The sequence below is a fragment of the Micromonospora sp. LOL_014 genome (assembly GCF_048060245.1).
In the GTDB taxonomy this organism is placed as follows: Bacteria; Actinomycetota; Actinomycetes; order Mycobacteriales; family Micromonosporaceae; genus Micromonospora_E.
In genome coordinates, this window is record NZ_JBHMIP010000001.1 from 134308 (window position 1) to 155423 (window position 21116).

Annotated in this window: 16 protein-coding genes; 8 read left to right on the forward strand and 8 right to left on the reverse strand. The window is 72.8% G+C overall.

Annotation, left to right across the window (positions count from 1 at the left end; translation table 11 throughout):
• Positions 1–10: 10 nt before the first annotated feature.
• On the reverse strand, positions 11–685 hold the full coding sequence (locus ACFHW1_RS00610; protein WP_416614611.1) for a potassium channel family protein: 675 nt from the start codon (positions 683–685) through the stop codon (positions 11–13).
• Positions 678–2012, reverse strand: a complete 1335-nt coding sequence (locus tag ACFHW1_RS00615) for a TrkH family potassium uptake protein (protein ID WP_416567828.1) — start codon at positions 2010–2012, stop codon at positions 678–680. The genes ACFHW1_RS00610 and ACFHW1_RS00615 overlap by 8 nt, the downstream gene beginning before the upstream one ends.
• A 169-nt stretch (positions 2013–2181) precedes the next feature.
• Here ACFHW1_RS00615 and ACFHW1_RS00620 point away from each other — a divergent pair, with 169 nt between their 5' ends.
• Both ACFHW1_RS00620 and ACFHW1_RS00625 read left to right on the forward strand, forming a co-directional pair.
• Positions 2182–3291: a glycerophosphodiester phosphodiesterase gene (locus ACFHW1_RS00620; RefSeq protein WP_416551216.1), complete on the forward strand. Its 1110-nt coding sequence runs from the start codon at positions 2182–2184 to the stop codon at positions 3289–3291.
• A gap of 55 nt (positions 3292–3346) precedes the next feature.
• Positions 3347–5608, forward strand: coding sequence for a DEAD/DEAH box helicase (locus ACFHW1_RS00625; RefSeq protein WP_416614613.1), 2262 nt, complete (start codon positions 3347–3349; stop codon positions 5606–5608).
• A gap of 35 nt (positions 5609–5643) precedes the next feature.
• Here ACFHW1_RS00625 and ACFHW1_RS00630 read toward each other — a convergent pair whose 3' ends face one another.
• Positions 5644–6609, reverse strand: a complete 966-nt coding sequence (locus ACFHW1_RS00630) for an NlpC/P60 family protein (protein ID WP_416551218.1) — start codon at positions 6607–6609, stop codon at positions 5644–5646.
• A 125-nt stretch (positions 6610–6734) separates the two neighbouring features.
• Here ACFHW1_RS00630 and ACFHW1_RS00635 point away from each other — a divergent pair, with 125 nt between their 5' ends.
• Positions 6735–7685, forward strand: a complete 951-nt coding sequence (locus ACFHW1_RS00635) for a hypothetical protein (protein WP_416614614.1) — start codon at positions 6735–6737, stop codon at positions 7683–7685.
• On the opposite strand, the gene ACFHW1_RS00640 is transcribed toward ACFHW1_RS00635, so the two are convergent.
• From ACFHW1_RS00640 to ACFHW1_RS00655, 4 genes are all read right to left on the reverse strand, one after another.
• The gene (locus tag ACFHW1_RS00640; RefSeq protein ID WP_416551399.1) at positions 7672–8856 is read right to left on the reverse strand and encodes a class I SAM-dependent methyltransferase; all 1185 of its coding nucleotides are present in this window, start codon (positions 8854–8856) and stop codon (positions 7672–7674) included. The genes ACFHW1_RS00635 and ACFHW1_RS00640 overlap by 14 nt on opposite strands.
• The gene (locus ACFHW1_RS00645; protein ID WP_416551220.1) at positions 8853–10577 is read right to left on the reverse strand and encodes a DEAD/DEAH box helicase; all 1725 of its coding nucleotides are present in this window, start codon (positions 10575–10577) and stop codon (positions 8853–8855) included. Before ACFHW1_RS00645 ends, ACFHW1_RS00640 begins: the two co-directional genes overlap by 4 nt.
• A gap of 687 nt (positions 10578–11264) precedes the next feature.
• The gene (locus ACFHW1_RS00650; protein ID WP_278173586.1) at positions 11265–11489 is read right to left on the reverse strand and encodes a DUF3107 domain-containing protein; all 225 of its coding nucleotides are present in this window, start codon (positions 11487–11489) and stop codon (positions 11265–11267) included.
• 66 nt (positions 11490–11555) lie between these two features.
• Complete coding sequence (locus ACFHW1_RS00655) at positions 11556–12194, reverse strand: TetR/AcrR family transcriptional regulator (RefSeq protein WP_278173588.1); 639 nt, start codon at positions 12192–12194, stop codon at positions 11556–11558.
• 236 nt (positions 12195–12430) lie between these two features.
• Here ACFHW1_RS00655 and ACFHW1_RS00660 point away from each other — a divergent pair, with 236 nt between their 5' ends.
• From ACFHW1_RS00660 to ACFHW1_RS00680, 5 genes are all read left to right on the forward strand, one after another.
• Entirely contained in the window at positions 12431–15412 is a 2982-nt protein-coding gene (locus ACFHW1_RS00660; RefSeq protein ID WP_416551221.1) for a hypothetical protein, read from the forward strand.
• 144 nt (positions 15413–15556) lie between these two features.
• A complete protein-coding gene (locus ACFHW1_RS00665; protein ID WP_416614615.1) occupies positions 15557–16474 on the forward strand; it encodes a DUF3152 domain-containing protein in 918 nt (305 codons plus the stop codon).
• A 208-nt stretch (positions 16475–16682) separates the two neighbouring features.
• Positions 16683–17573: a DUF3152 domain-containing protein gene (locus tag ACFHW1_RS00670; protein ID WP_416614616.1), complete on the forward strand. Its 891-nt coding sequence runs from the start codon at positions 16683–16685 to the stop codon at positions 17571–17573.
• Positions 17574–17718: 145 nt separating this feature from the next.
• Positions 17719–18879, forward strand: a complete 1161-nt coding sequence (gene moeZ / locus ACFHW1_RS00675; protein ID WP_416614618.1) for an adenylyltransferase/sulfurtransferase MoeZ — start codon at positions 17719–17721, stop codon at positions 18877–18879.
• Positions 18880–19019: 140 nt separating this feature from the next.
• Positions 19020–19835, forward strand: coding sequence for a prenyltransferase/squalene oxidase repeat-containing protein (locus tag ACFHW1_RS00680; RefSeq protein WP_416614619.1), 816 nt, complete (start codon positions 19020–19022; stop codon positions 19833–19835).
• Between the two features lie 35 nt (positions 19836–19870).
• On the opposite strand, the gene ACFHW1_RS00685 is transcribed toward ACFHW1_RS00680, so the two are convergent.
• Positions 19871–21115 (reverse strand): glutamate-5-semialdehyde dehydrogenase, encoded by a 1245-nt coding sequence (locus ACFHW1_RS00685; protein ID WP_416614621.1) that lies wholly within the window; start codon positions 21113–21115, stop codon positions 19871–19873.
• Position 21116: the final 1 nt, after the last annotated feature.

A 21116-nucleotide genomic window follows, 5' to 3' on the forward strand; every position in this document is an offset into this window, starting at 1 on the left:
GGGTACGGGTTCAGGTGGCGGCGGCGAACCGCTGCACCTGTTCGGTGGTGCCGGAGACGATCAGCAGAGCACCTTCGCGCAGTTCGGTCTCCCGGTCGGCGTAGGTGAACCGTTCCCCCGGCAGCTTCACTCCGATCACCGTAACCCCGTACCGCGACCGCAGGTCGGTCTCGCCGAGCCGCCGGCCCGCCGTACCGCTCGGCAGCCGGGTCTCGGCGATCGAGAAGCCGTCGTCGAACTCGATGAAGTCAAGCATCTTGCTGGTGATCAGGTGCGCCACCCGGTCGCCCATCGCGGCCTCCGGGTAGACAACGTGCCGGGCGCCGACGGAACGCAGGATCTTGCCGTGCTTGCCGGAGACCGCCTTGGCCCACACCTCGGTGACGCCGATCTCGGCGAGGCTGAGCACGGTCAACACGCTGGCCTCGACATCCGAGCCGATGCCGACCACCACCCGCTGGAAGTCCCGCAGACCCAGCTGACGCAGTGCCTCGGTATCGGTCGAGTCGGCCTGCACCACGTACGCCAGGCGGTCCGCCCACTGCTGGACCACCGCCGGGCTGGAGTCGACGCCGAGCACGTCGAGACCCATGCGCAGCATCGAGTCGGCGACCTGGCCGCCGAACCGGCCGAGCCCGATGATGACTACGGTCCTGGTGGACCTGGTGCCGGTGCGGTCAGCCAACGATGGGTCGCTCCTCTGGATAGTGGAACCGTCTCCGCTGGGTGTTCAACGCGATCGCCGAACCCAACGTGACGCTGCCGATCCGGCCGACGAACATCAGCACGACGAGCAGCACCTGGGCGGGATCGGACAGGTCACCGGTGATCCCGGTGGACAGCCCGGTCGTGCCGAACGCCGACGTCGCCTCGTACAACGCCTGTTCCCCGCCGATGTCGTCGGTCACGCTGATCAGCGCCAAGGTGCCGGCTCCGACCAGCGCCACCCCGATCAGCGCGACGGTCAGCGCCTGGCGTTGGCTGGCCGCGGCGATCCGGCGCCGGCCGATCACCACGTCGTGCTCGCCGCGCAGTTCCGACCAGATGACGAAGGCGAGCAAAAAGAAGGTGGTCACCTTGATGCCGCCGGCGGTGCTGGCGCTGCCACCGCCGATGAACATCATCCCGATGGAGACCGCCGTCGTCTCCGGGTTGAACTCTCCCGGGTGGACCGTGTTGAACCCGCCGGACCGGGTCATCACGTCCTGGAACAGCGCGGCCAGCAGCTTCTCCGGCAGGTCGAGCGGGCCCAGGGTACGCGGGTTGGCCCACTCGAAGGTGAGCATGCTGGCGAAGCCGGTGCCGATCAGCGCCAGCGTGCCCCATACGGTCAGCCGGGTGTGCACCGACCAGCGCCGCGGCCGGCTGCGCTCGCGGGCCAGCTCGAACAGGGCCGGGAAGCCGAGCCCGCCGACCACCACGCCGACGATCAGCGGCAGGCAAATCCACCAGTCGCCGACGAACTGGACCAGCCCGTCGGAGTAGAGGACGAAGCCGCCGTTGTTGAACGCCTGGACGGCGTGGAACAGCCCGTACCACAGGGCCCGGGGCGGCGGGTAGTCGTAGTGCAGCCACAGCCGGGCGGCCAGGACCAGAGCGATCGCCGTTTCGGCACCGAGCATCGTCGCCGCGATCCGCAGCAGCACCCGCCGGATGTCGGACAACGCGAGGCTGTTGGTCTCCGCCTGCGCGGTGAGCCGGCTGCGCAGCCCCAGCCGGCGCGACACCAGCAGGCCGAGCAGGGTGGCCAGCGACATGATCCCGAAGCCGCCGAGCTGGGTGAGCGCGGTGATCAGCACCAGGCCGAGCGGCGTCCAGTAGGCCGGGGTGTCGGTGACGGCCAGCCCGGTCACGCAGACCGCAGAGGTGGCGGTGAACAGGGCCGTGACGAAGGGCGCCGCGTCGGGTCCCTGGCGGCTGGCCGGCACCATCATCAGTACGGTGCCCACGGCGATCGCCCCGAGGAACGCGATCGGCACGATCCGGGCGGGGTCTCGCAGCGGCCGGCGCATCAATGCTGTCATACCATCGCAAAACCGAAGAACACCAAATATTTATTGACATTCATGTGATGGTCGACCGGTCACCGCCCGCCCGTCGCCCACCGGTCTCCCGCCCGTCGCCTCGGGCGTCTTCACTGCCGCCCGACCGTGCCCGGGGAACCCCTGTGCGGAGACGACGTTGTCGCGTACCCTGCCGATCATGCTGCTCGCCGGCACCCTGTTGGCCACCATGGCGATCCCCACCGCCACCACCACCGACCCGGCAACCCGCGGCAAGCCGCAGGCCGAGTCGAAACCACTGGTCATCGCGCACCGAGGGGCCAGCGGCTACCGGCCGGAGCACACCCTGGAGGCGTACCGGCTGGCGATCCGTCAAGGCGCCGACTACATCGAGCCCGACCTGGTGTCGACCGCCGACGGGGTGCTGGTCGCCCGGCACGAGAACGAGATCTCCGGCGCCACCGACGTCGCCGATCGCGCCGAGTTCGCCGACCGGCGGGCCACCAAGACCATCGACGGGCGATCCGTCACCGGCTGGTTCACCGAGGACTTCACCCTGGCCGAGCTGCGTACCCTGCGGGCCGTGGAGCGACTGCCGCAGGTCCGGCCGACCAACACGGCGTTCGACGGTGAGTTCGCGGTGCCGACCCTGCAGGAGGTCATCGACCTGGCCCGGTCGGAGAGCCGGCGGCTGGGCCGGACCATCGGCATCTACCCGGAGACCAAGCACCCCACCTACTTCCAGTCGATCGGGCTGCCGCTGGAGGAGCCGCTGGTCGACACGCTGCGACGCAACAAGCTGACCCGGCGAACCGACACGGTGTTCATCCAGTCCTTCGAGACCGCCAACCTGCGCAAGCTGAGCCGGATGACCGACGTACGGCTGGTGCAGTTGCTCGGCGGCAGCGGCCGGCCGTACGACTTCGTCGTGGCCGGTGACCCGCGCGGCTACGCCGACCTGGCCACCCCGGACGGGCTCGCCTGGATCAGCCGGTACGCCGACGCCATCGGGCCGACCAAGGACCTGATCGTGCCGCGCGACGCCGACGGCGCGCTGCTGGCCCCGACCTCGCTGATCCGCGACGCCCACCGGGCCCGGCTGGCGGTGCACGCCTGGACGTTCCGGGCGGAGAACCAGTTCCTGCCGACCGACCATCGCATCGGTGCCGACCCGGCCGCCCGGGGCGACATCACCGCAGAGTACGAGCTGTTCTACGGACTCGGGTTGGACGGGCTGTTCGCCGACCATCCGGACACCGCCGTGGCGGTCCGTGCCGCCACCCGCTGAGCCCGGCCCGGGGCCGCCGGTCGGTCGGTTCCGCCAGTCCTTGTACGGTCCAACCATGACCGTTACGCCGGACCGGGCCGAGTTGCGCGACCGCGCCGAGCAGACGCTGCACCGGCTGGCCGGGCCGGGCGCGACGTTGCGCGACGACCAGTGGCGGGCCATCGAGGCGCTGGTCGTGGACCGGCGGCGGGTGCTCTGCGTACAGCGCACCGGGTGGGGCAAGTCGGCGGTCTACTTCATCGCCACCGCGCTGCTGCGCGCCGGCACCGGCGCGGTCGGCACCGGCCCGGCCACCCCGGCCGGGTCGGTGCCGACCACAACGGCCGGGCCGACGGTGATCGTCTCGCCGCTGCTGGCCCTGATGCGCAACCAGGTGGCCGCCGCGGAACGGGCCGGCATCCAGGCCCGCACGATCAACTCCGCCAACCTCGACGAATGGGACACCGTCAGCGCGGAGATCCGGGCCGGCACGGTCGACGTACTGCTGATCAGCCCGGAGCGGCTGAACAACCCGGACTTCCGGGACAACGTGCTGCCCAGCCTGGCCGCCACCACCGGCCTGCTGGTCATCGACGAGGCGCACTGCGTGTCGGACTGGGGGCACGACTTCCGCCCCGACTACCGGCGGATCCGGACCTTCCTGCGCGAGCTGCGCCCCGGGACGCCGGTGCTGGCCACCACCGCGACCGCAAACGCCCGGGTTACCGACGACGTCGCCGAACAGCTCGGCGACACCAGCGCCACCAGCGAGGGCGGGGCCGGCAGGCTCGGCGACACGCTGGTGCTGCGCGGTCCGCTGGACCGCCGGTCGCTGCGGCTGGCCGTGCTCGACCTGCCCGGCACCGCGCACCGGCTCGGCTGGCTCGCCGACCACCTCGACACGCTGCCCGGCTCCGGCATCGTCTACACGCTCACTGTCGCGGCCGCCGCCGAGACCGCCGAGTTCCTGCGCTCCCGGGGCTACGCCGTCGCCGCGTACAGCGGTCAGTCCGACGACGCGCAACGCCGCGCCGCCGAACAGGACCTGCTGGACAACAAGATCAAAGCCCTGGTGGCGACGTCCGCGCTCGGCATGGGCTTCGACAAGCCGGACCTCGGTTTCGTGGTGCACCTCGGCGCGCCGCCGTCGCCGATCGCCTACTACCAGCAGGTGGGCCGGGCCGGCCGAGCCCTGGACGGCGACCGGTACGCCGACGTGGTGCTGCTGCCCGGCCCCGAGGACCAGGCGATCTGGCGGTACTTCGCGTCACTGGCCTTCCCCCGGGAGGAACAGGTGCGCTCGGTGCTCGCCGCCCTCGAAAACGCCGGTCGTCCGCTCTCCACCCAGGCTCTGGAGCCGATCGTCGATCTGCGGCGCACCCGGCTCGAACTGATGCTCAAGGTGCTCGACGTGGACGGCGCGGTGCGCCGAGTGCGCGGCGGCTGGGTCGCCACCGGCGAGCCGTGGCACTACGACGCCGCCCGGCTGCACCGGGTGGCCCAGGCGCGCACCGCCGAACAGCAGATCATGCAGGAGTACGCGGTACCGGCCGACACTGCCCCGCCGGCTGGCCGACCCGGCTGCCGGATGGAGTTTCTCCGCCACTGCCTGGACGACCCGCAGGCCCAGCCGTGCGGGCGCTGCGACCGCTGCGCCGGCGGGTGGCTGCCGTCCGAGGTGAGCCCGGACGCGCTGCGCGCCGCCGAGACCTTTCTCGGCCGCGCCGGAGTGGAGATCCCCCCGAAGAAGCTCTGGCCGACCGGGCTGGAGGCGGTCGGCGTACCGCTGCGCGGCAAGCTCGGCTCCGACGAGCAGGCACTGCCCGGCCGGGCCGTCGGGCGGCTGTCCGACCTGGGCTGGGGTAGCCGGCTGCGGGACCTGCTCGCCGCTGGCCGGCCGGACACCGCGCTGCCGGCCGACGTCGCCGGTGCGGTGATCGACGTGCTGCGCGAGTGGGCGCGCGGCGCCCAGCCCTGGCCGGCCCGACCGGTCGGGGTGGTGGCGGTCGCCTCCCGGACCCGCCCGGAGCTGGTGGCCAGCACCGCCCGCCGGATCGCCGAGGTCGGTCGGCTGCCGCTGCTCGGCTCGGTCGAGCCGGCCTGGGCCGAGCCGCCGTCGGCTCAGGGCCGGGGCAACAGCGCCCAACGGGTCCGTACCGTGCACGACGCGTTCGCCGCACCGCCGGAGCTGGCCGCAGCGCTGTCCGGGCTGACCGGCCCGGTGCTGCTGGTCGACGACCTGGTCGACACCGGTTGGACGTTGACCGCCGTGGCCCGGCTGCTGCGGCGCTCCGGTGCCCCGGCGGTGCTGCCGTTCGCCCTCGCCACCACGAACTGACCCGGTCCGAGCGAGACGGGGTCGCCCAACCCCGGTCAGCCCGGCCGGCCGTAGCCCTTGATCGGCATCCGGTCGATCCGGTCGACGCGGACCACTTCACCGTGCCGCGGCGCGTGGATCATCTGGTCGGCCCCGATGTAGATCCCGACGTGCTGCACGTTGCGGTAAAAGAAGATCAGGTCACCGGGGCGGAGCTGGGCGCGGCCGAGCCGGGTGACGGTGCCGAACTGCCGGCGGGCGTTGTGCGGCAACTGCACCCCGGCCTTCGCCCAGGCCGCCGAGGTCAGCCCGGAGCAGTCGTACGAGTGCGGCCCGGCCGACCCCCACCGGTACGGTTTGCCGAGCTGGGCGTGGGCGAAGGCGACGACGCTGGCCGCGCGGCCGGTCGCCGCCTCGGGCAGTGGGTCGGCCGGGCTGCGGTCGGCGGCGGCGGCGCCGGACCGGTTCAGCAGCGCCTGCTGGCGGTCCCGCAGCTCGGTCAGCGCCCGGATGTCCGACTCGATCTGCCGCTGCGTGGCGGACAGCTGCCCCTGCTGCAGCAACTGCTGCTCGATCAGCGTGTTCGCCGCCCGGCGGGCCGCTTCGCTGCGGTCCCGGGTGTCGCGCAGCCCGGCGATCGTCCGCTCGTTGTCGCGGTTGATCACATCGGCGATGAGCAGTTGGTCGACGAAGTGTTCCGCCGACGCGGTGGACAGCAGGGTAGCGACGGGTCGGGCACCGTTCACCCGGTAGTTGCTGGCCGCGAGTTGGCCGACCTGATCGTGTCGGGCCGCGAGCTGCCGGTCCAGTTCGATGATCGTCTCGCTGAGTCCAGCAGCGCGTTCCTGGTTGTGGCGCAGGTCCAGCCGGATCTCGTTGTACTGCTCGACCACCGTCTCCAACTGGTGGGCCGCCTGGTCGATCCGCCGGTCCAACTCGGCGATCGAGGCCTGCGCCTGGGCCGGAGCCGGCAGCAACGTGGCGGTTACAGCGGTGACGAGGGCGGCTGCCCTACTTGCCAAGCTATTAACGGTCACAGATGGTACAACGACGGTACGTTGCGGAAGCCACGCCTGACGACACAGCCGAAGACCAGCCGACGACCCGACCGAGGCGTTGCCGGCCAGTAGCGACTACCGTCGGCGAGGTGGGAGAAACAGTGACCGGTGCCGGCGATCCGGCGGGGCCGACAGAGCCGGCGGGGCCGGGGACGTCGACCGTGCGGTTGGCGACCGGGGTGGCTGCCGTCGTGCTCGCGATGCTCGCCGGGTTCGCCCTGGGCCGGGCGGTGACCGCCCCGACCAGCATCGGCACCCAGTACGCGGCCGACGCGGCCGACCACACCCACCCGCCCGGGACCGCACCGCACGTGCACGGCGGCACCGACGGCGGTGACCAGATCTCCGGCCTGTCGGTCAGTGCCGGCGGCTACACCCTGGTGCCGGTGCGGCGACAACTGCCGATCGGCGACCAGGTCGACCTGCGCTTCCAGATCATCGACGCCGATCAGCGGCCGGTCACCGCCTTCGACGTGGTGCACGACAAGCCGATGCACTTGATCATCGCCCGCCGGGATCTGACCGGTTACCAGCACCTGCACCCGACGATGGCACCGAACGGCACCTGGAGCGTCCCGGTCCGGCTGGCCGCCGCCGGCATCTGGCGGCTCTACACCGACTTCACCCTGCGCGACTCCGGCGGTTCGCCGGTCGCGTTGACGCTCGGCGTCGACCTCGTGGTGGCCGGCGAGTATCTGCCGGCCGACCTGCCGGACGCCGCCGACACCGCCGAGGTGGACGACTTCACCGTACGAATGCGTGGGGTCGCACAGCGCGGGGTGGTGACGCCGCTGCTGTTCGAGGTGAGCCGGGCCGGCCAGGCCCCGACGCTGGAGCCCTATCTCGGCGCGTACGGGCATCTGGTCGCGCTGCGCGACGGCGACCTCGGCTATCTGCACGTGCATCCGGAGGCCGAGCTGGTCGACGGCGCGGTGAAGTTCTGGCTGACCGCCCCGAGCTCCGGTGACTACCGGCTGTTCATGGACTTTCAGGTGGCCGGCGAGGTGCACACCGCCGAGTTCACCGTCACGGTCGACTGATCACGGTCGCCCCGCCGGCGTCCGGCACCGGCGGCAGCAGGGTCTGCAGCCGGGGGGTCACCGCCCACTGGTCGACCAGCGCCCGGTAGGCCCGGTGCTGCTCGCGCCGGTCCGGTACGCCGCCGCGCCGGGCCCGCAGCAGCAGGTTGCGCGGTGTGTGCTGGGAGTCGATGAACTCGACCACGTCCACCCGGTAGCCGTACGCCCGGAGCAGGGTCGCCCGCAGCGTGTCGGTGAGCACGTCGGCGAACCGTTCCCGCAGGATGCCGGCGGAGACCAGCGGCCCGTACGGCTGCGGTGCCGGCTGCCGGCGCAGCTGGGCGGCGATGTCGTGGTGGCAGCAGGGCGCGGCCAGCACCCACCGGGCCTGCCAGTCGACGGCGCGGGCCAACGCTTCGTCGGTGGCGGTGTCGCAGGCGTGCAACGCCAGCACCAGGTCCGGTGCCGGCTCGACCGGTGCCTGCCGGATCGTGCCGGCGACGAACCGGACCTGCCCGGCGCAGCCGAGCTGATCGGCCAGCGCGGTGTTGCGCCGCCGCTGGTCCTCGCGGACATCGACGCCGGTCACCACCGGCTGCGCACCGCGGGCCACCAGGTAGCGGTAGGCCGCGAAGGTCAGGTAGGCGTTGCCGCAGCCCAGGTCGACGACGTGCAGCGGCCTGGCGGGCAGTGGGTCGGGCAGGCTGGCGGCGAGTGCCCGTAGGAACGCGTCGACCTGGCGTCGTTTCGCGGCGTTGGCGCCGATCGCGGCGAACAGCGGGTCGTCCGGATCCAGCAGGTATCGCTTGGCCCGGTCGTGGTCGCCGGGGCCGGTGTCGGCCCGGTCGGCGGTCGACCGGTGCACCTGCGCCGTGCCCTTCTTGGTCACCCGCAGCTGCAGGGTGCTGGTGCTGGTCTCGACGTGCCAGTTGCCGAACGGCTCGGCGAGCAGCTGGTCGACCGCTGCTTCGGCGGGAGCACCCGGCGGCAGGTTACGGGTCACCGGCCGGGTGCCGTCGTTGGTGACGATCTGCAGATGGGTACCGGCCCGCAGGGCGACCGGTCGGAGCTCAGCCCGAACGACCGACGGGGCGGCGTTGCGCCGACGCCCGGCGGCGACCGCCCGGGTGAGCTGCGGGCTGAGCAGCAGCGCCCGGACGTCGTTGAGAGCGTCGGCGAGGGAGCGGGTCAGTTTTCGCCGCCGCTGCCCTGGTCGGTTCGGCCGGCTCCGCCGACCTGGTCGGCCCGGCCGGCTCCGCCTGAGCCACCCCGGCGGCGCCGACGGCGGCGCGTCGAACCGCCCGAGCCGCCGTCCGACGTGGCGGCGGCCGTGATCTCCGTACCGCCGGTGGACGCCGCACCGGAGTCGGTGCCGGCGCCGCCGTCGACGAGTTGGCCGCCGCGCCGCCGCCGCCGCGGCCGGCGGCTGACCGGGGCACCGTCCTCGCCGGCGGTCGTCGCGGTGGCGGCGGACCGGTCGGTGTCGTCCGGCGCGACGGAACGGCGCGACCGCGATGACCGGCGGGCGCGGCCGTCACCGCGCGCGCCGCGCTCGGCGCGGCCGTCGCCGTCTCCGCGCCGCCGTCGACCGGCGCTGCGTCCGCCGAGATCCTCCTCGACCTCGGCGGACAGCCCGGCGCGGGTCCGATCGGCGCTGGGTAGCGTGCCGGAGACGTCGCGAGAGATGTCCAGGTCTGCGTAGAGGTGCTCAGAGGTGTGGTACGTCTCCGGCGGCTCGGGCATCTCCAGCCCGAGGGTCTTGTCGATGATCCGCCACCGGGTCATGTCCTCCCAGTCGACGAAGGTCACCGCCACCCCGGTCGCGCCGGCCCGGCCGGTGCGACCGATCCGGTGGGTGTAGGTGTCCTGGTCCTCCGGGCAGTCGTAGTTGATCACGTGGGTGACGCCGGAGACGTCCAGACCGCGGGCGGCGACGTCGGTGGCCACCAGGATGTCGATCTTTCCGGTACGGAAGGCGCGCAGCGCCCGTTCCCGGGCACCCTGGCCGAGGTCGCCGTGCACGGCGGCCACCGCGAAGCCACGGAAGTCCAGGTCCTCGGCGACCCGGTCGGCCGCCCGCTTGGTACGCGTGAAGATCATCGTCAGCCCGCGCTCCTCGGCCTGCAGGATCCGGGCGACGATCTCGATCTTGTTCATCGGGTGGGTGCGGTAGACCACCTGACGGGTCAGCGGCGGAACGCCCGCCTCCGTGGTGTGCCCGGCGTGGATGGTCACCGGGTGGCGCAGGAACCGCCGGGACAGAGCCACGATCGGGTCGGGCATGGTGGCCGAGAACAGCATCGTCTGCCGGTCCTCCGGCAGCATCGCCAGGATCCGCTCGACGTCGTCGAGGAAGCCCAGATCGAGCATCCGGTCGGCCTCGTCCAGCACCAGCGCCCGAATCCGGTCCAGCCGCAGCTTTTTCTGCTTGGCCAGGTCCATCAACCGACCCGGCGTACCGACCAGGATCTCCACGCCGGAGCGCAGCGTCTCGATCTGCGGCTCGTACGCGACGCCACCGTAGATCGGCAGCACCCGCACGCCCCGAGTGCTGCCGGCGGCGGCCAGGTCCTTGGCGACCTGCAGGCCGAGCTCGCGGGTCGGGACGACGACGAGTGCCTGCGGCACGCCGTCACCGCCCTCGGCCGGCGCGAGCACCCGGTCGATGAGCGGTACGCCGAAGCCGAGCGTCTTACCGGTCCCGGTCGGTGCCTGGCCGATCAGGTCGCTGCCGCGCAGCGCGATCGGCAGGGCGTACTCCTGGATGGCGAAGGCGTGGACGATGCCGACCTCGGCGAGAGCGGCCACCGTCTCCGGGCGGGCACCCAGGTCGGCGAAGGTGGGGCTGTCCGGCCGTGCCGGTGGGCGTTTCGCCGGCTCGTCACCGGCGTTGTGATTGAGAATGTCAGTCATCAGGTGTCGGGGGTGCCTCTCGTGGTGCGCCCCGCCTGTTCCTGAGGGCGCGTGTCGGATGCGGCGCCGCGATGGCGCCGGTTGTGTGGTGCGCACGGTGCGCGCCGGTTGTCGCCGGTGCCGGAAGGGCTCCGGTTGGGTGACGCGCCGAGCCGGCGCGTCCGATGGTCGTCGGCACCGACGTCGGGTCGGTGCGGTGCGGGTGCTGCGACGTGCCGTCGCGATGCCGGGGCGACGCGTTGTCTGCGGCGTGTCGCAGTGCGTCAATTGACGGCGCTGGCCACACGCGATCAACAGATCGCGGGCCGCACGCGCGCCGCGAACCCCGCTCGAGCATCCTCGACGGCCGCAGCATTGCTGACCATGGTAGCTGACGGTCCGAGTCGACGTGCAGATCCTCGGCGACGGTGGCCGGACCGACGACTCAGCTGTGGTTCTTGTCACGCCGCCGGGGTGGTGCAGGCGCAGCGGCAGTGACGAAGGGCACGGTCGGCGGCGATGTCGGCCGGACAGCTTCGCGGCCGAGTCGAAGTCGCGACCGGAGCGGCGATCTGGCGGGTGATCTGGGCGGACCGATCCGGATCAGGGTGAACCGATCCGGATCGGTGCGGTCGGTGGCCGGCAGTCGGCAGTCGGTGGCCGGCAGCCGGGAGCTGGCTTGGCGGCTTCGGGGCCGGTCCGGCCAGGTCAGCGGACGGTGAAGCCGACCGAGCGGGGAGCGGCCTCGGCGATCTCCACGTACGCGATCTTGCTGACCGGGACGATGACCCGGCGGCCGCGCTCGTCGGTGAGTGACAGAGTCCCCTCGGTCGTGATTGCCTGGGTCACGATCTGCTCGATCTCAGCCGGTGACTGGGCACTGTCCAGGACGAGCTCGCGCGGCGCGTACTGCACGCCGATCTTGACCTCCACGGGTCCTCCTTGAGGTGGGCGAAAACAACGCCAACGCGAAGGTTAGCCGATGCGGACGCGCTGTGGTCAGGATGCCTCACCCTGCAGCGGGAACCCGGCGATGCCCCGCCAGGAGAGTGCGGCGAGCAACGACTCGGCTTCGTCCTTTGGCACCTGTCGACCACCGGCCAGCCAGAACTGGGCGGCGGTCTCGGCCGCGCCGACCAGCCCGGAGGCGAGCAGTTCGGCCCGGGATCGACTCACTCCGGTGTCCGAGATGATGGTGTCGGTGATCGACGCGATGCACTCGCGTTCGACGCGTTCCACCCGTGCCCGTACCAGCGGTTCGTTGCGCAGGTCGGAGTCGAAGACCAGCCGGAAGGCGCCGCTCTCCTCGTCGACGAAGTCGAAGTAGGCCTGCACCGCCCCGCTGACCCGCTCCTTGTTGTCGGTGGTCGCGGCCATCGCGGCGGCGACCTTCGCGATGATCGCGTCGCAGTGCGTGTCGAGCAGTGCCAGGTACAACTCCAGTTTGCCCGGAAAATGTTGATAAAGCACTGGCTTCGACACACCGGCCCGCTCCGCGATGTCATCCATCGCCGCCGCGTGGTAACCCTGTGCGACGAACACCTCCTGGGCGGCGGCGAGTAGCTGCTTGCGGCGGGCGGACCGTGGCATCCGGGCCGGTCGGCCGCTTGTCTGTGCGTCGCTCGACGCAGCGGTCATGTCGAACCTCCGAGTCCGGTCGCGGCCATCTGGTCGGCGAAGATACGAAACGATCAGTGCATTTCACCTGGCCGGTCAATTGGCCCGACGTTGCAACTTATCGCCACTGTCAGCACACGGTAGCCTCAGCGGGGGCGACCGAGGAGCGCACGGTGGACGAATCAGGTGAACCCCGCGGGGGCGCACCGGGACCAGAGGACGGCGGAGCGGATCCGCGAGACCGTCGTGACCAGGGCATGGGCGGTTGGACGGGGTCGCCGACCCGGTGGTCGGACGGCTCCGGTGTCGGGCCGGACACCGACCATGCCGATGCCGGCTGGGCCGCCCGCGACGAACCGGTGAGCGGCCCGCACTGGGATGACCCGCCGTCCCGGTACGCCGAGGTGCTGCCGTTCACCCGTACTCCACGCGGCGGCTCAGCCGCCCGCGGCTCCCGCAGCGCCGACAACGGCCGCGCCGCAGCCGTCAACGGCCGGCCGGTCACCGGGCCGGCCGAGACCGTCGTACCGACCCCACGCCCCGCGCCGGCCGGTGAGTCGATCCAGCCGGGCGGCGCGGACACCGGACGCGCCGACGACGAGCCGGCCGGCCGGGTGGCCGGTGGACCTGCGCACGACCCACCCGCAGCTGGCCGCCCGGCCGAGCGCCGGGGCGGTGACAACCCACGCCCGACCCCGACGCCGGTCAACCCGCCGCCCCGCTGGCAGGAGACGGCCCGGGTGGTGCCGACCGCGCCGCTGCGCGCGGTGCCGGTGGCCTCGGCGGCACCGGTGTCGCCCGCCCGGCGAGCCCGCCCCGGCACCCCACCGGGCTTCCAACCACCGACGACCAGTCGGCCAGGCGGGCAACGATCCGAGCCCGAAAACCGCTCGGTCGAACCCGACCGGCAGCGCACCGCGCAGTCCGACCTCCCGCCCGACCGGCCCGGGATGTCGTCCGACCGGCCCGGTTCCCCGGGCGCGCGGGCCGACCGGTCTGCTGGCGGCCCCGCCAGCCGTACGGCGGACGCAGCTGGACCCGACGACCCTGCCCGACGTGACGATCCTGCCGGACGCGACGACCCTGCCCGACCCGATGACCTTGCCGGACGCGACGACCCTGCCCGACCCGATGACTTCGCCCCGGCACCGCCGCAGCCTGCTGGGCAGCCGTCCAACGCCGGTCTGCTCCGGCAGCCGACCGGCGAATGGCCCGGTCCAGATGCTGGCGGGCCGTGGTCCCGGCAGGTGACCGGCGAATGGGCCTGGCCCGGTGCCACCGACGAGCGGCGACGGCCGGTCCCGACCAGCGCCGCACCGGTCGCCGACCAGTGGCATCGACAGAGCGCCACCGGCGAATGGCCGCGACCGACCAGCTCCGCAGCCTGGGACCGGCCCTCCGGCGACGAGGCGGGCCAGCGGATCCAGCGTGGTCAGGGGTCGCCCTCCGGGCCCCCGGCCGGCGATCCGGACCGGCCGTACGGGCAGCACTGGTCGGCGTCGGAGCCGGGCTGGACGGACGGGCCGACCGATTCGAGCTGGGCGGCCGCGGAATCCGGCGGTCAGGTGTGGGCGGCCGAGGCCGCCGGTGGGCCGGACGACCCGGCGCAACGGGACGACCCCGAGTCGTCGGCCTGGTCCGACGATCGGACCGCCACGGCTGACAGCGGCTGGTCCGGTCCGCCGCCACCGAGCTGGGGCGGCGACGACCGCAGCGGCTGGCCGGGCGCGGCGGGCGGCGAGTCGGGCTGGGCGATGCCAGATCCGCCGACCGTGCCGGAGGAGATGCCGTGGCGCCCCGACCGCCCGGCCGACCTGGGTCAGGCCGCCGGATACCGGCCGGCCAGTGGCCAGCCCCGGTACGAACCGACGGCTCCCACCGGCGGGCAGTACGAACCGACGGCTCCCGCCGGGCAGTACGGACCGGGGCGGGCCGGCCAGGGCGACAGCGGCGGGGATGCCGACGACCTGATGCCCCGCCGCCGGGCGGTTTCCCGCCGCGCGGACGACGAACTGGGCGAGGCGACGTCGTCCGGGCCGGCTGGCGCGTCGGTCCCTGTGGAGCCGCCTGGGGCACCGGTCACTGCCGAGCCGGCCGGTGGCGCGCTGCCGCCGGTCGAACATCCGGCGAATCTGTCCACCACTCCCATCGCGGCCGCCGCGCTGGACGCGTTGCCGCAGCGGGTTCCCGCTGACCCGGACGTGCCGACCGTGCCACAGCAGTTGCCGCCGGTCGAACACGCGGCGGAGACGCCGGAACTCGCGCGGATCGCGTCCCACCTGCGCCGAGGCGACGTCGTCGACCAGCCGCAGGAGCGGCCGGAAGGCTTCGACGTCGGAGCGATCCTGGCAGCGGTACGCGGCGTCGGCGGAGTTCGGGACGCCTCGCTGCGGACCACCGACGCCGGTGCCCACAGCCTCCGGCTCGACCTGGCCGAGGGTGCTGACCCGGCCGAGGTGAGCCGGCTGGTGGCGCGGCTGCTCCAGGAACGGATGGGCCTGGCGGCGGCCCCGCAGAACCTGCCGGGTGTCGAACCCGACCACGGGCTGCCGGCGTTGCCCGGCCGCGCCGATCTGCCGGCGCCGAGTCGGCCGCCGGGCCTGACGGCACCGCCGCCGACGGCGCCGGGCGGCATTCCCGGCTGGGTCGCCCCGGAACCGGCGGACGTACCGCGCCGCCGCCGACAGCCGTTGGGTCCCCGCCCCGGCCAGGACGACCCGCCGCCCCGGCACGCGGGTGCGGCCGCCGCTACATCCGCTGTGCCGTGCCCGGAGCCGGCCGGTACCGCGCCGGAGAGCGGGCCGCCCCGGCCGCTGAACCCGGGTGGCCGGCCCGGCCCCCGGGTCGTGCTGGACCACGTCCAGGTCAGCACGTTCGGCGTGGACGCCACCGTCGAGGTGCGACTGACCGCCGGCCAGCGGACCACGTCAGGAGTGGCGACCGGGCCGGCGGTCGACGGGTACGTGCTGCGGTTGTGCGCGGCGGCCGCCGCCTCGGCGATCGAGAAGCTGTTGGCCGGCCCGGCCGGCGCGGCGGACCGGGGACGGTGCATCGTCGAGCACGCGGCCGTGGTGCCGATGGGCGGCTGCGAGGTGGCGGTGGTCGTCGTACTGCTCGCCTGCGGTGGCTGGGTGGAACAGCTGGCCGGTTCGGCGGTCGTCTCGGGGGACCCGCGGCAGGCTGTGGTGCGAGCCACACTCGCCGCCGTCAACCGGCGACTGGACGCTCTGCTGGCCTGATCGGCACGCGCCTGCGGCCTGATCCGCAGGGGTCCGGCGGCCTGCCCGGTCGCTCAGAGGCCCGGTCGGCGCTCCGGGGTGCCCGGACCGACGCGCCGGTCCGGGGTGCCCGGACCGACGTTGGCTGTGGCACGCTGGTCAGCGATGTCCGACCGCCGTACCCGCCCGACGCGCCGTGGCCACCCGACCGGGGCACGGAGCCGGTCGGCGCACCGCCGGCAGCGGGGGGACGCGTCGCGTACCCGCCGACGGCAGCTGCGGTGGCCGGTGCTGGCGGCGGTGCTGGTGACCGTGCTCGGGCTGGCGGCGATCGGGTTCGCGTTGCCCCGGGTCGGAGTGGGCGGCGACCGGGACGCGGTGGCCGCGCCACCCGGCGGCACCACTGCGGCGACGCCCAGCGTCGAACCGCCCCCGACGACCGGTCCGCCCCCGACGACCGCGCCGCCCGCGCCGGTGCTGCGGCTGTCCGGCACGGCACCGTCGACCGGCAGCGGCGAGTTCGACTTCAGCTCGAAGCAGGGGAAGATCGCCGGTCGGTCCGGCACCCTGCGCCGCTACCGGCTGGCCGTGGAGATCGGGTCCGAGGAGGACGTCGAGGCGTTCGGTGACGCGGTGGAGAAGTTGCTCTCCGACGACCGGAGCTGGATCGGCGGCGGTCAACTGCGCCTGCAGCGGGTGCCGGACCAGGCCGGCCACGACTTCACGGTCTACCTGGCCACGGCGCAAACCGCCGCCCGGATGTGCCAGGCCGGCTGGGTGGACATCCGGATCGACGGCAAGCCGTACACCTCGTGTCGGGCGCAGGGCCAGGCGATCATCAACCTGGACCGCTGGCGGTTCTCGGTCGACCACTACGTCAGCGGCGAGGTCCCGCTCGACGTCTACCGGGCGTACGTGATCAATCATGAGGTCGGCCACGAGCTGGGCTACGGCCACGAGCGCTGCCCGGGGGAGGGCGAACCGGCCCCGGTGATGATGCAGCAGACCCTGTTCCTCAAGGGATGTGTGGCCAACCCGTGGCCGTTCCTGGCCGGTGAGCGGTACGCCGGTCCCCCACTGTGATCGGTCCGCTCGGCGGATCGTCGGAGGATACGGGGCGTACGGTCGGATTGAGTCCCTGAACCGATGGTCCCCGCGCGTCGTTCGGGCCTTACCGACATGACGTGACAATCTGGGCAGGTCAGGCCAGGGATTCGCGCCGGTTCGCCCCCTGCCGTGCACCAGTCCGACCGGCGCGGGTGGCGAAGCACGCCATGAGGGGCGGGCCACGATGCACGACCGACGACGAGTCACCGAGGAGCCGGACCACCGGCCGAGCAACGGGCCGGACCGCCAGGGGACGGACCGCCAGCGGGATCACCGGACAGAGCGTCGACAGGCGGCGCGTCGCCGACGCCGCCGGGCCGGGGCACTCGTCCTGGTAACGATGGCGGCGGCGCTGATCGTCACCGACGTCCTACGAGCCGGTTCCGGCACCACCGGGCTGCTGGCGGCCGCGGTACGCGAGCCCGGCCCCGGCGGCGGGGCGGCGCCCGCCGGCAGCGCACCGTCGGACGGCGCCGGCCTGCCGCCGACCTCATCGCCGGCCAGCTACCCGCAGACCGGGCCAGGCACCTTCGGTTACCTCACCGGGACCGGCCGGCTGCTCGGCTGGGCCGGGGACCTCCGCCGGTTCCGGGTCGCCGTCGAGGACGGGACCGGTCAGCTGGCCGACGAGTTCGCGGCGATCGTCGACGCGACGCTCGGCGACGAACGCAGTTGGATCGCCTCCCGGCAGTTCCGGCTGCAGCGGGTGTCCCGGGTCGACGCCGCCGAGTTCACCATCTACCTGGCCACCCCGGGCACCTCGGAGCAGATGTGCGCGCTCGGTGGGCTGTCCACCGAGAAGTACACCTCGTGCCGACTGCCCGGCCAGGTGATCATCAATCTGGCGCGCTGGCTGGAGGCGGTGCCGCACTACGACGGAACGCTCGCCGAGTACCGCGCCTACGTGATCAACCACGAGGTCGGTCACCAGTTCGGCATGGGACACGAACTCTGCCCGGCACCCGGCCGGCCCGCTCCGGTGATGCAGCAGCAGACGTACGGAATGCAGGGCTGTGTGGCCAACGGCTGGCCCTACCTGGACGGCAGGCGGTACGCCGGCCCACCGATGACCTGACCGATGACCATGACCGTGACCGGGCGACAGCGCCGGCGGCTATTCCCGGATCCCGGATGGCGGGCGGTGTCGCTACTCATGGCCGAGTCGGCGCGAAGCGAGCAACAATAGCGCAGCCAGCATTGCCGATCCCGGGGAGTTCACCGTGTCGTTGCCCCCGCTCGTCGAACCCGCCGCCGAGCTGACCGTCGATGAGATTCGCCGCTACTCGCGGCACCTCATCATCCCGGATGTCGGGGTCGACGGCCAGAAACGCCTCAAGAACGCCAAGGTGCTCTGCGTGGGCGCCGGTGGGCTCGGCTCGCCCGCTTTGATGTACCTGGCCGCGGCCGGTGTCGGGACGCTGGGCATCATCGACTTCGACACCGTCGACGAGTCGAACCTGCAGCGCCAGATCATCCACGGCCAGTCGGACATCGGCCGGTCCAAGGCCGAGTCGGCCGCCTCGTCGGTGCGGGAGATCAACCCGTACGTCAACATCCAGATCCACGACGTGTCGCTGGACAACGACAACGTCCTCGACATCTTCGGTCAGTACGACCTGATCCTCGACGGCACCGACAACTTTGCCACCCGCTACCTGGTCAACGACGCCTGCGTGCTGCTCGGCAAGCCGTACGTGTGGGGGTCGATCTACCGGTTCGACGGTCAGGTCAGCGTCTTCTGGGACCAGCACGGCCCGAACTACCGGGACCTCTACCCGGAGCCGCCGCCGCCCGGCATGGTGCCGTCCTGCGCCGAGGGCGGCGTGCTCGGGGTGCTCTGCGCCTCGATCGGGTCGATCATGGTCACCGAGGCGATCAAGCTGATCACCGGCATCGGTGACCCGCTGCTCGGCCGGCTGATGGTCTACGACGCCCTGGAGATGACCTACCGGGTCATCAAGATCCGCAAGGACCCGAACGGCGAGCCGATCACCGGGCTGATCGACTACGACGATTTCTGCGGCGCCGTGTCGGCCGAGGCCGAGGAGGCGGTCGTCGACTCCACCATCACCGCCCGCGAGCTGAAGGACTGGCAGGACGCCGGCAAGGACTTCTTCCTGGTCGACGTCCGGGAGCCGGCCGAGTACGAGATCGTCAAGATCCCCGGCTCGACGCTGATCCCCAAGGGCGAGTTCCTCAACGGCGAAGCCCTGGCGAAGCTGCCGCAGGGCCGGCAGATCGTGCTGCACTGCAAGTCCGGCGTACGGTCGGCCGAAGCCCTCGCCGCGGTCAAGGCCGCCGGTTTCACCGACGCCGTGCACGTCCAGGGCGGGGTGCTCTCCTGGGTCAAGCAGGTCGACCCGTCGTTGCCCAGCTACTGATCCAGCCCGCCGGCCACCACCCGCTGTGCCGCTGACGACGGCGCCGCCGGGGATCTGGTCCGTCCAGGTCCCCGGCCGGCTAGTTGACCTTGACTGGGTTACCGAGGCGGACCGCCGGACCCGCCGGTAGCCTGTCGTCCGTGGTCGATCTGGATGCTGCCATCGGGTTCGTAGTCGCGCACGGCGACACTGTGGACCGGGCCCGGCTGTCCTGGTTGCGGACCGGGGCCGCCCCGCAGCCCGACGCACTCACCAGCGCCGAGGTCGGGCAGGCCCCGGACGGCGGCTGGCCCGCCTTCTGGGCCGGCGACGTCGCCTCGGTCGACGCCACCTGCTTCCGGCTCGCCGAGCTGGACGACCTCGGTGCGCTCGACCGGCCACCGGCCCGCAAAGCGCTCGACTGGCTGGCCAGCCGGCAACGGGCCGACGGCAGCTGGGAAGAGGACGAGAGCCTGGCCGCCGAGGCACCCGACTGGGCGCGGCCCGGCGACCCGGAAGCCACCTACTACCTGACCGCCAACGCCGGCTACTGGCTGAGCGTCGCCGGTGCCGACGGTGCCGACGGTGCCGGCGGTGCCGGCGACCCCGGTCACCGCGCCGCCGCGCAGCGCGCCGCCCAGTACCTCGGTGCCCAGATGCGCCCGGACGGCACCTGGCCGTCGTACCTGCTGGCCGGCTGGCTGGCCGCCGCCACCCTCTACCGGCAGACCATGTTCTACGAGTCGGCCCGGATGCAGGTGGTGCTCAACGACCGGCTCGCCACCATGGCCCCCGGCGACGTCGCCCAGCTGGCCGCCGCGCTGCGCCGGGCCGGCCTGGCCGACGACGACTGGCTGCTGACCAACGCCCGCCGCCGACTGGCCACCACCCAGCGCAGCGACGGCGGCTGGGACAGCGACGCAGGCGACGCGTTCGAGGTGCACGTCGTCCTGGCCGCGATCCGCGCCTGCCGCTGACCGGGCTGCCGGCGCGCGCCCCGCCGCTGACCGGGTTACCCGCGCAGGTGGCCGTCGCCGGTGACCACGTACTTCGTCGAGGTCAGCTCCGGCAGCCCCATCGGCCCACGGGCGTGCAGCTTCTGGGTGGAGATGCCGATCTCCGCGCCGAAGCCGAACTGCCCGCCGTCGGTGAACCGGGTCGACGCGTTCACCATCACCGCCGCCGCGTCGACCCGGGCGGTGAACTCCCGGGCGGCGCTCGCCGAGTCGGTGACGATCGCCTCGGTGTGCCCGGTGCCGTACCGCTTGATGTGCGCCACCGCCGCGTCGAGCGAGCCGACGACGGCGACCGAGATGTCCGCCGACAGGTACTCGGTGGCGAAGTCCTCGTCGGTGGCCGGCACCACGTCGGCCGAGAACGCCGCGACCTCCGGGGTGCCGTGCACGGTCACATTCGCGTTCCGCAGTTCCTTCAGCATTTTCGGCAGGAACGCCGCCGCCACGTCCACGTGCACCAGCAGCGACTCGGCGGTGTTGCAGGTCGACAGCCGCTGTGTCTTCGAGTTGACCGCCACGGCGAGGGCCTTGTCCAGGTCGGCGGCGGCGTCGACGTACACGTGGCAGTTGCCGACACCGGTCTCGATCACCGGCACCGTCGACTCCTCGACGACGGTGCGGATCAGGTCCGCCCCGCCGCGCGGGATCAGCACGTCGACCAGGCCGCGCGCCCGCATCAGCTCCTTGACCGAGTCGCGCGACGAGGCGTCCAGCAGCTGCACCGCGTCGGCCGGCAGTCCGACGCCGACCAGCGCGTCCCGCAGCACCTCGACGAGGATCGCGTTGGAGTGCGCCGCCGACGACGAGCCGCGCAGCAGCGCCGCGTTGCCCGACTTCAGGCAGATCCCGGCGGCGTCGACGGTCACGTTCGGCCGCGCCTCGTAGATGATGCCGACCACCCCGAACGGCACCCGCACCTGGCGCAGCTCCAGACCGTTGGGCAGGGTCGAGCCGCGTACCACCTCGCCGACCGGGTCGGCCAGGCCGGCCATCTCCCGCAGCGCCTGCGCCATGTCCTCAATGCGCTTCTCGTTGAGCGCGAGGCGGTCCAGGATCGCCGTCGACAGGCTGTTGGCCCGTCCGGCGTCGAGGTCGGCCGCGTTCGCGGCCACGATCTCGGCGGTACGGGCGACGAGCGCATCGGCCATCGCCAGCAACCCGGCGTCCTTGGCCGCCCGGGTCGCGGTGACCAGCTCGTCGGCGGCCACCCGCGCCCGGCGGGCCTGCTCGGTCACGCTCATG

Bases quoted from the DNA above. Each gene is read 5' to 3' on its own strand.
- ACFHW1_RS00615 (WP_416567828.1), bottom strand. From the start codon at position 2,012: ATGCGCCGGCCGCTGCGAGACCCCGCCCGGATCGTGCCGATCGCGTTC.
- ACFHW1_RS00625 (WP_416614613.1), top strand. From the start codon at position 3,347: ATGACCGTTACGCCGGACCGGGCCGAGTTGCGCGACCGCGCCGAGCAG.
- ACFHW1_RS00670 (WP_416614616.1), top strand. From the start codon at position 16,683: ATGCACGACCGACGACGAGTCACCGAGGAGCCGGACCACCGGCCGAGC.
- ACFHW1_RS00660 (WP_416551221.1), top strand. From the start codon at position 12,431: ATGGGCGGTTGGACGGGGTCGCCGACCCGGTGGTCGGACGGCTCCGGT.
- ACFHW1_RS00665 (WP_416614615.1), top strand. From the start codon at position 15,557: ATGTCCGACCGCCGTACCCGCCCGACGCGCCGTGGCCACCCGACCGGG.
- ACFHW1_RS00645 (WP_416551220.1), bottom strand. From the start codon at position 10,577: ATGACTGACATTCTCAATCACAACGCCGGTGACGAGCCGGCGAAACGC.
- ACFHW1_RS00655 (WP_278173588.1), bottom strand. From the start codon at position 12,194: ATGACCGCTGCGTCGAGCGACGCACAGACAAGCGGCCGACCGGCCCGG.
- ACFHW1_RS00685 (WP_416614621.1), bottom strand. From the start codon at position 21,115: ATGAGCGTGACCGAGCAGGCCCGCCGGGCGCGGGTGGCCGCCGACGAG.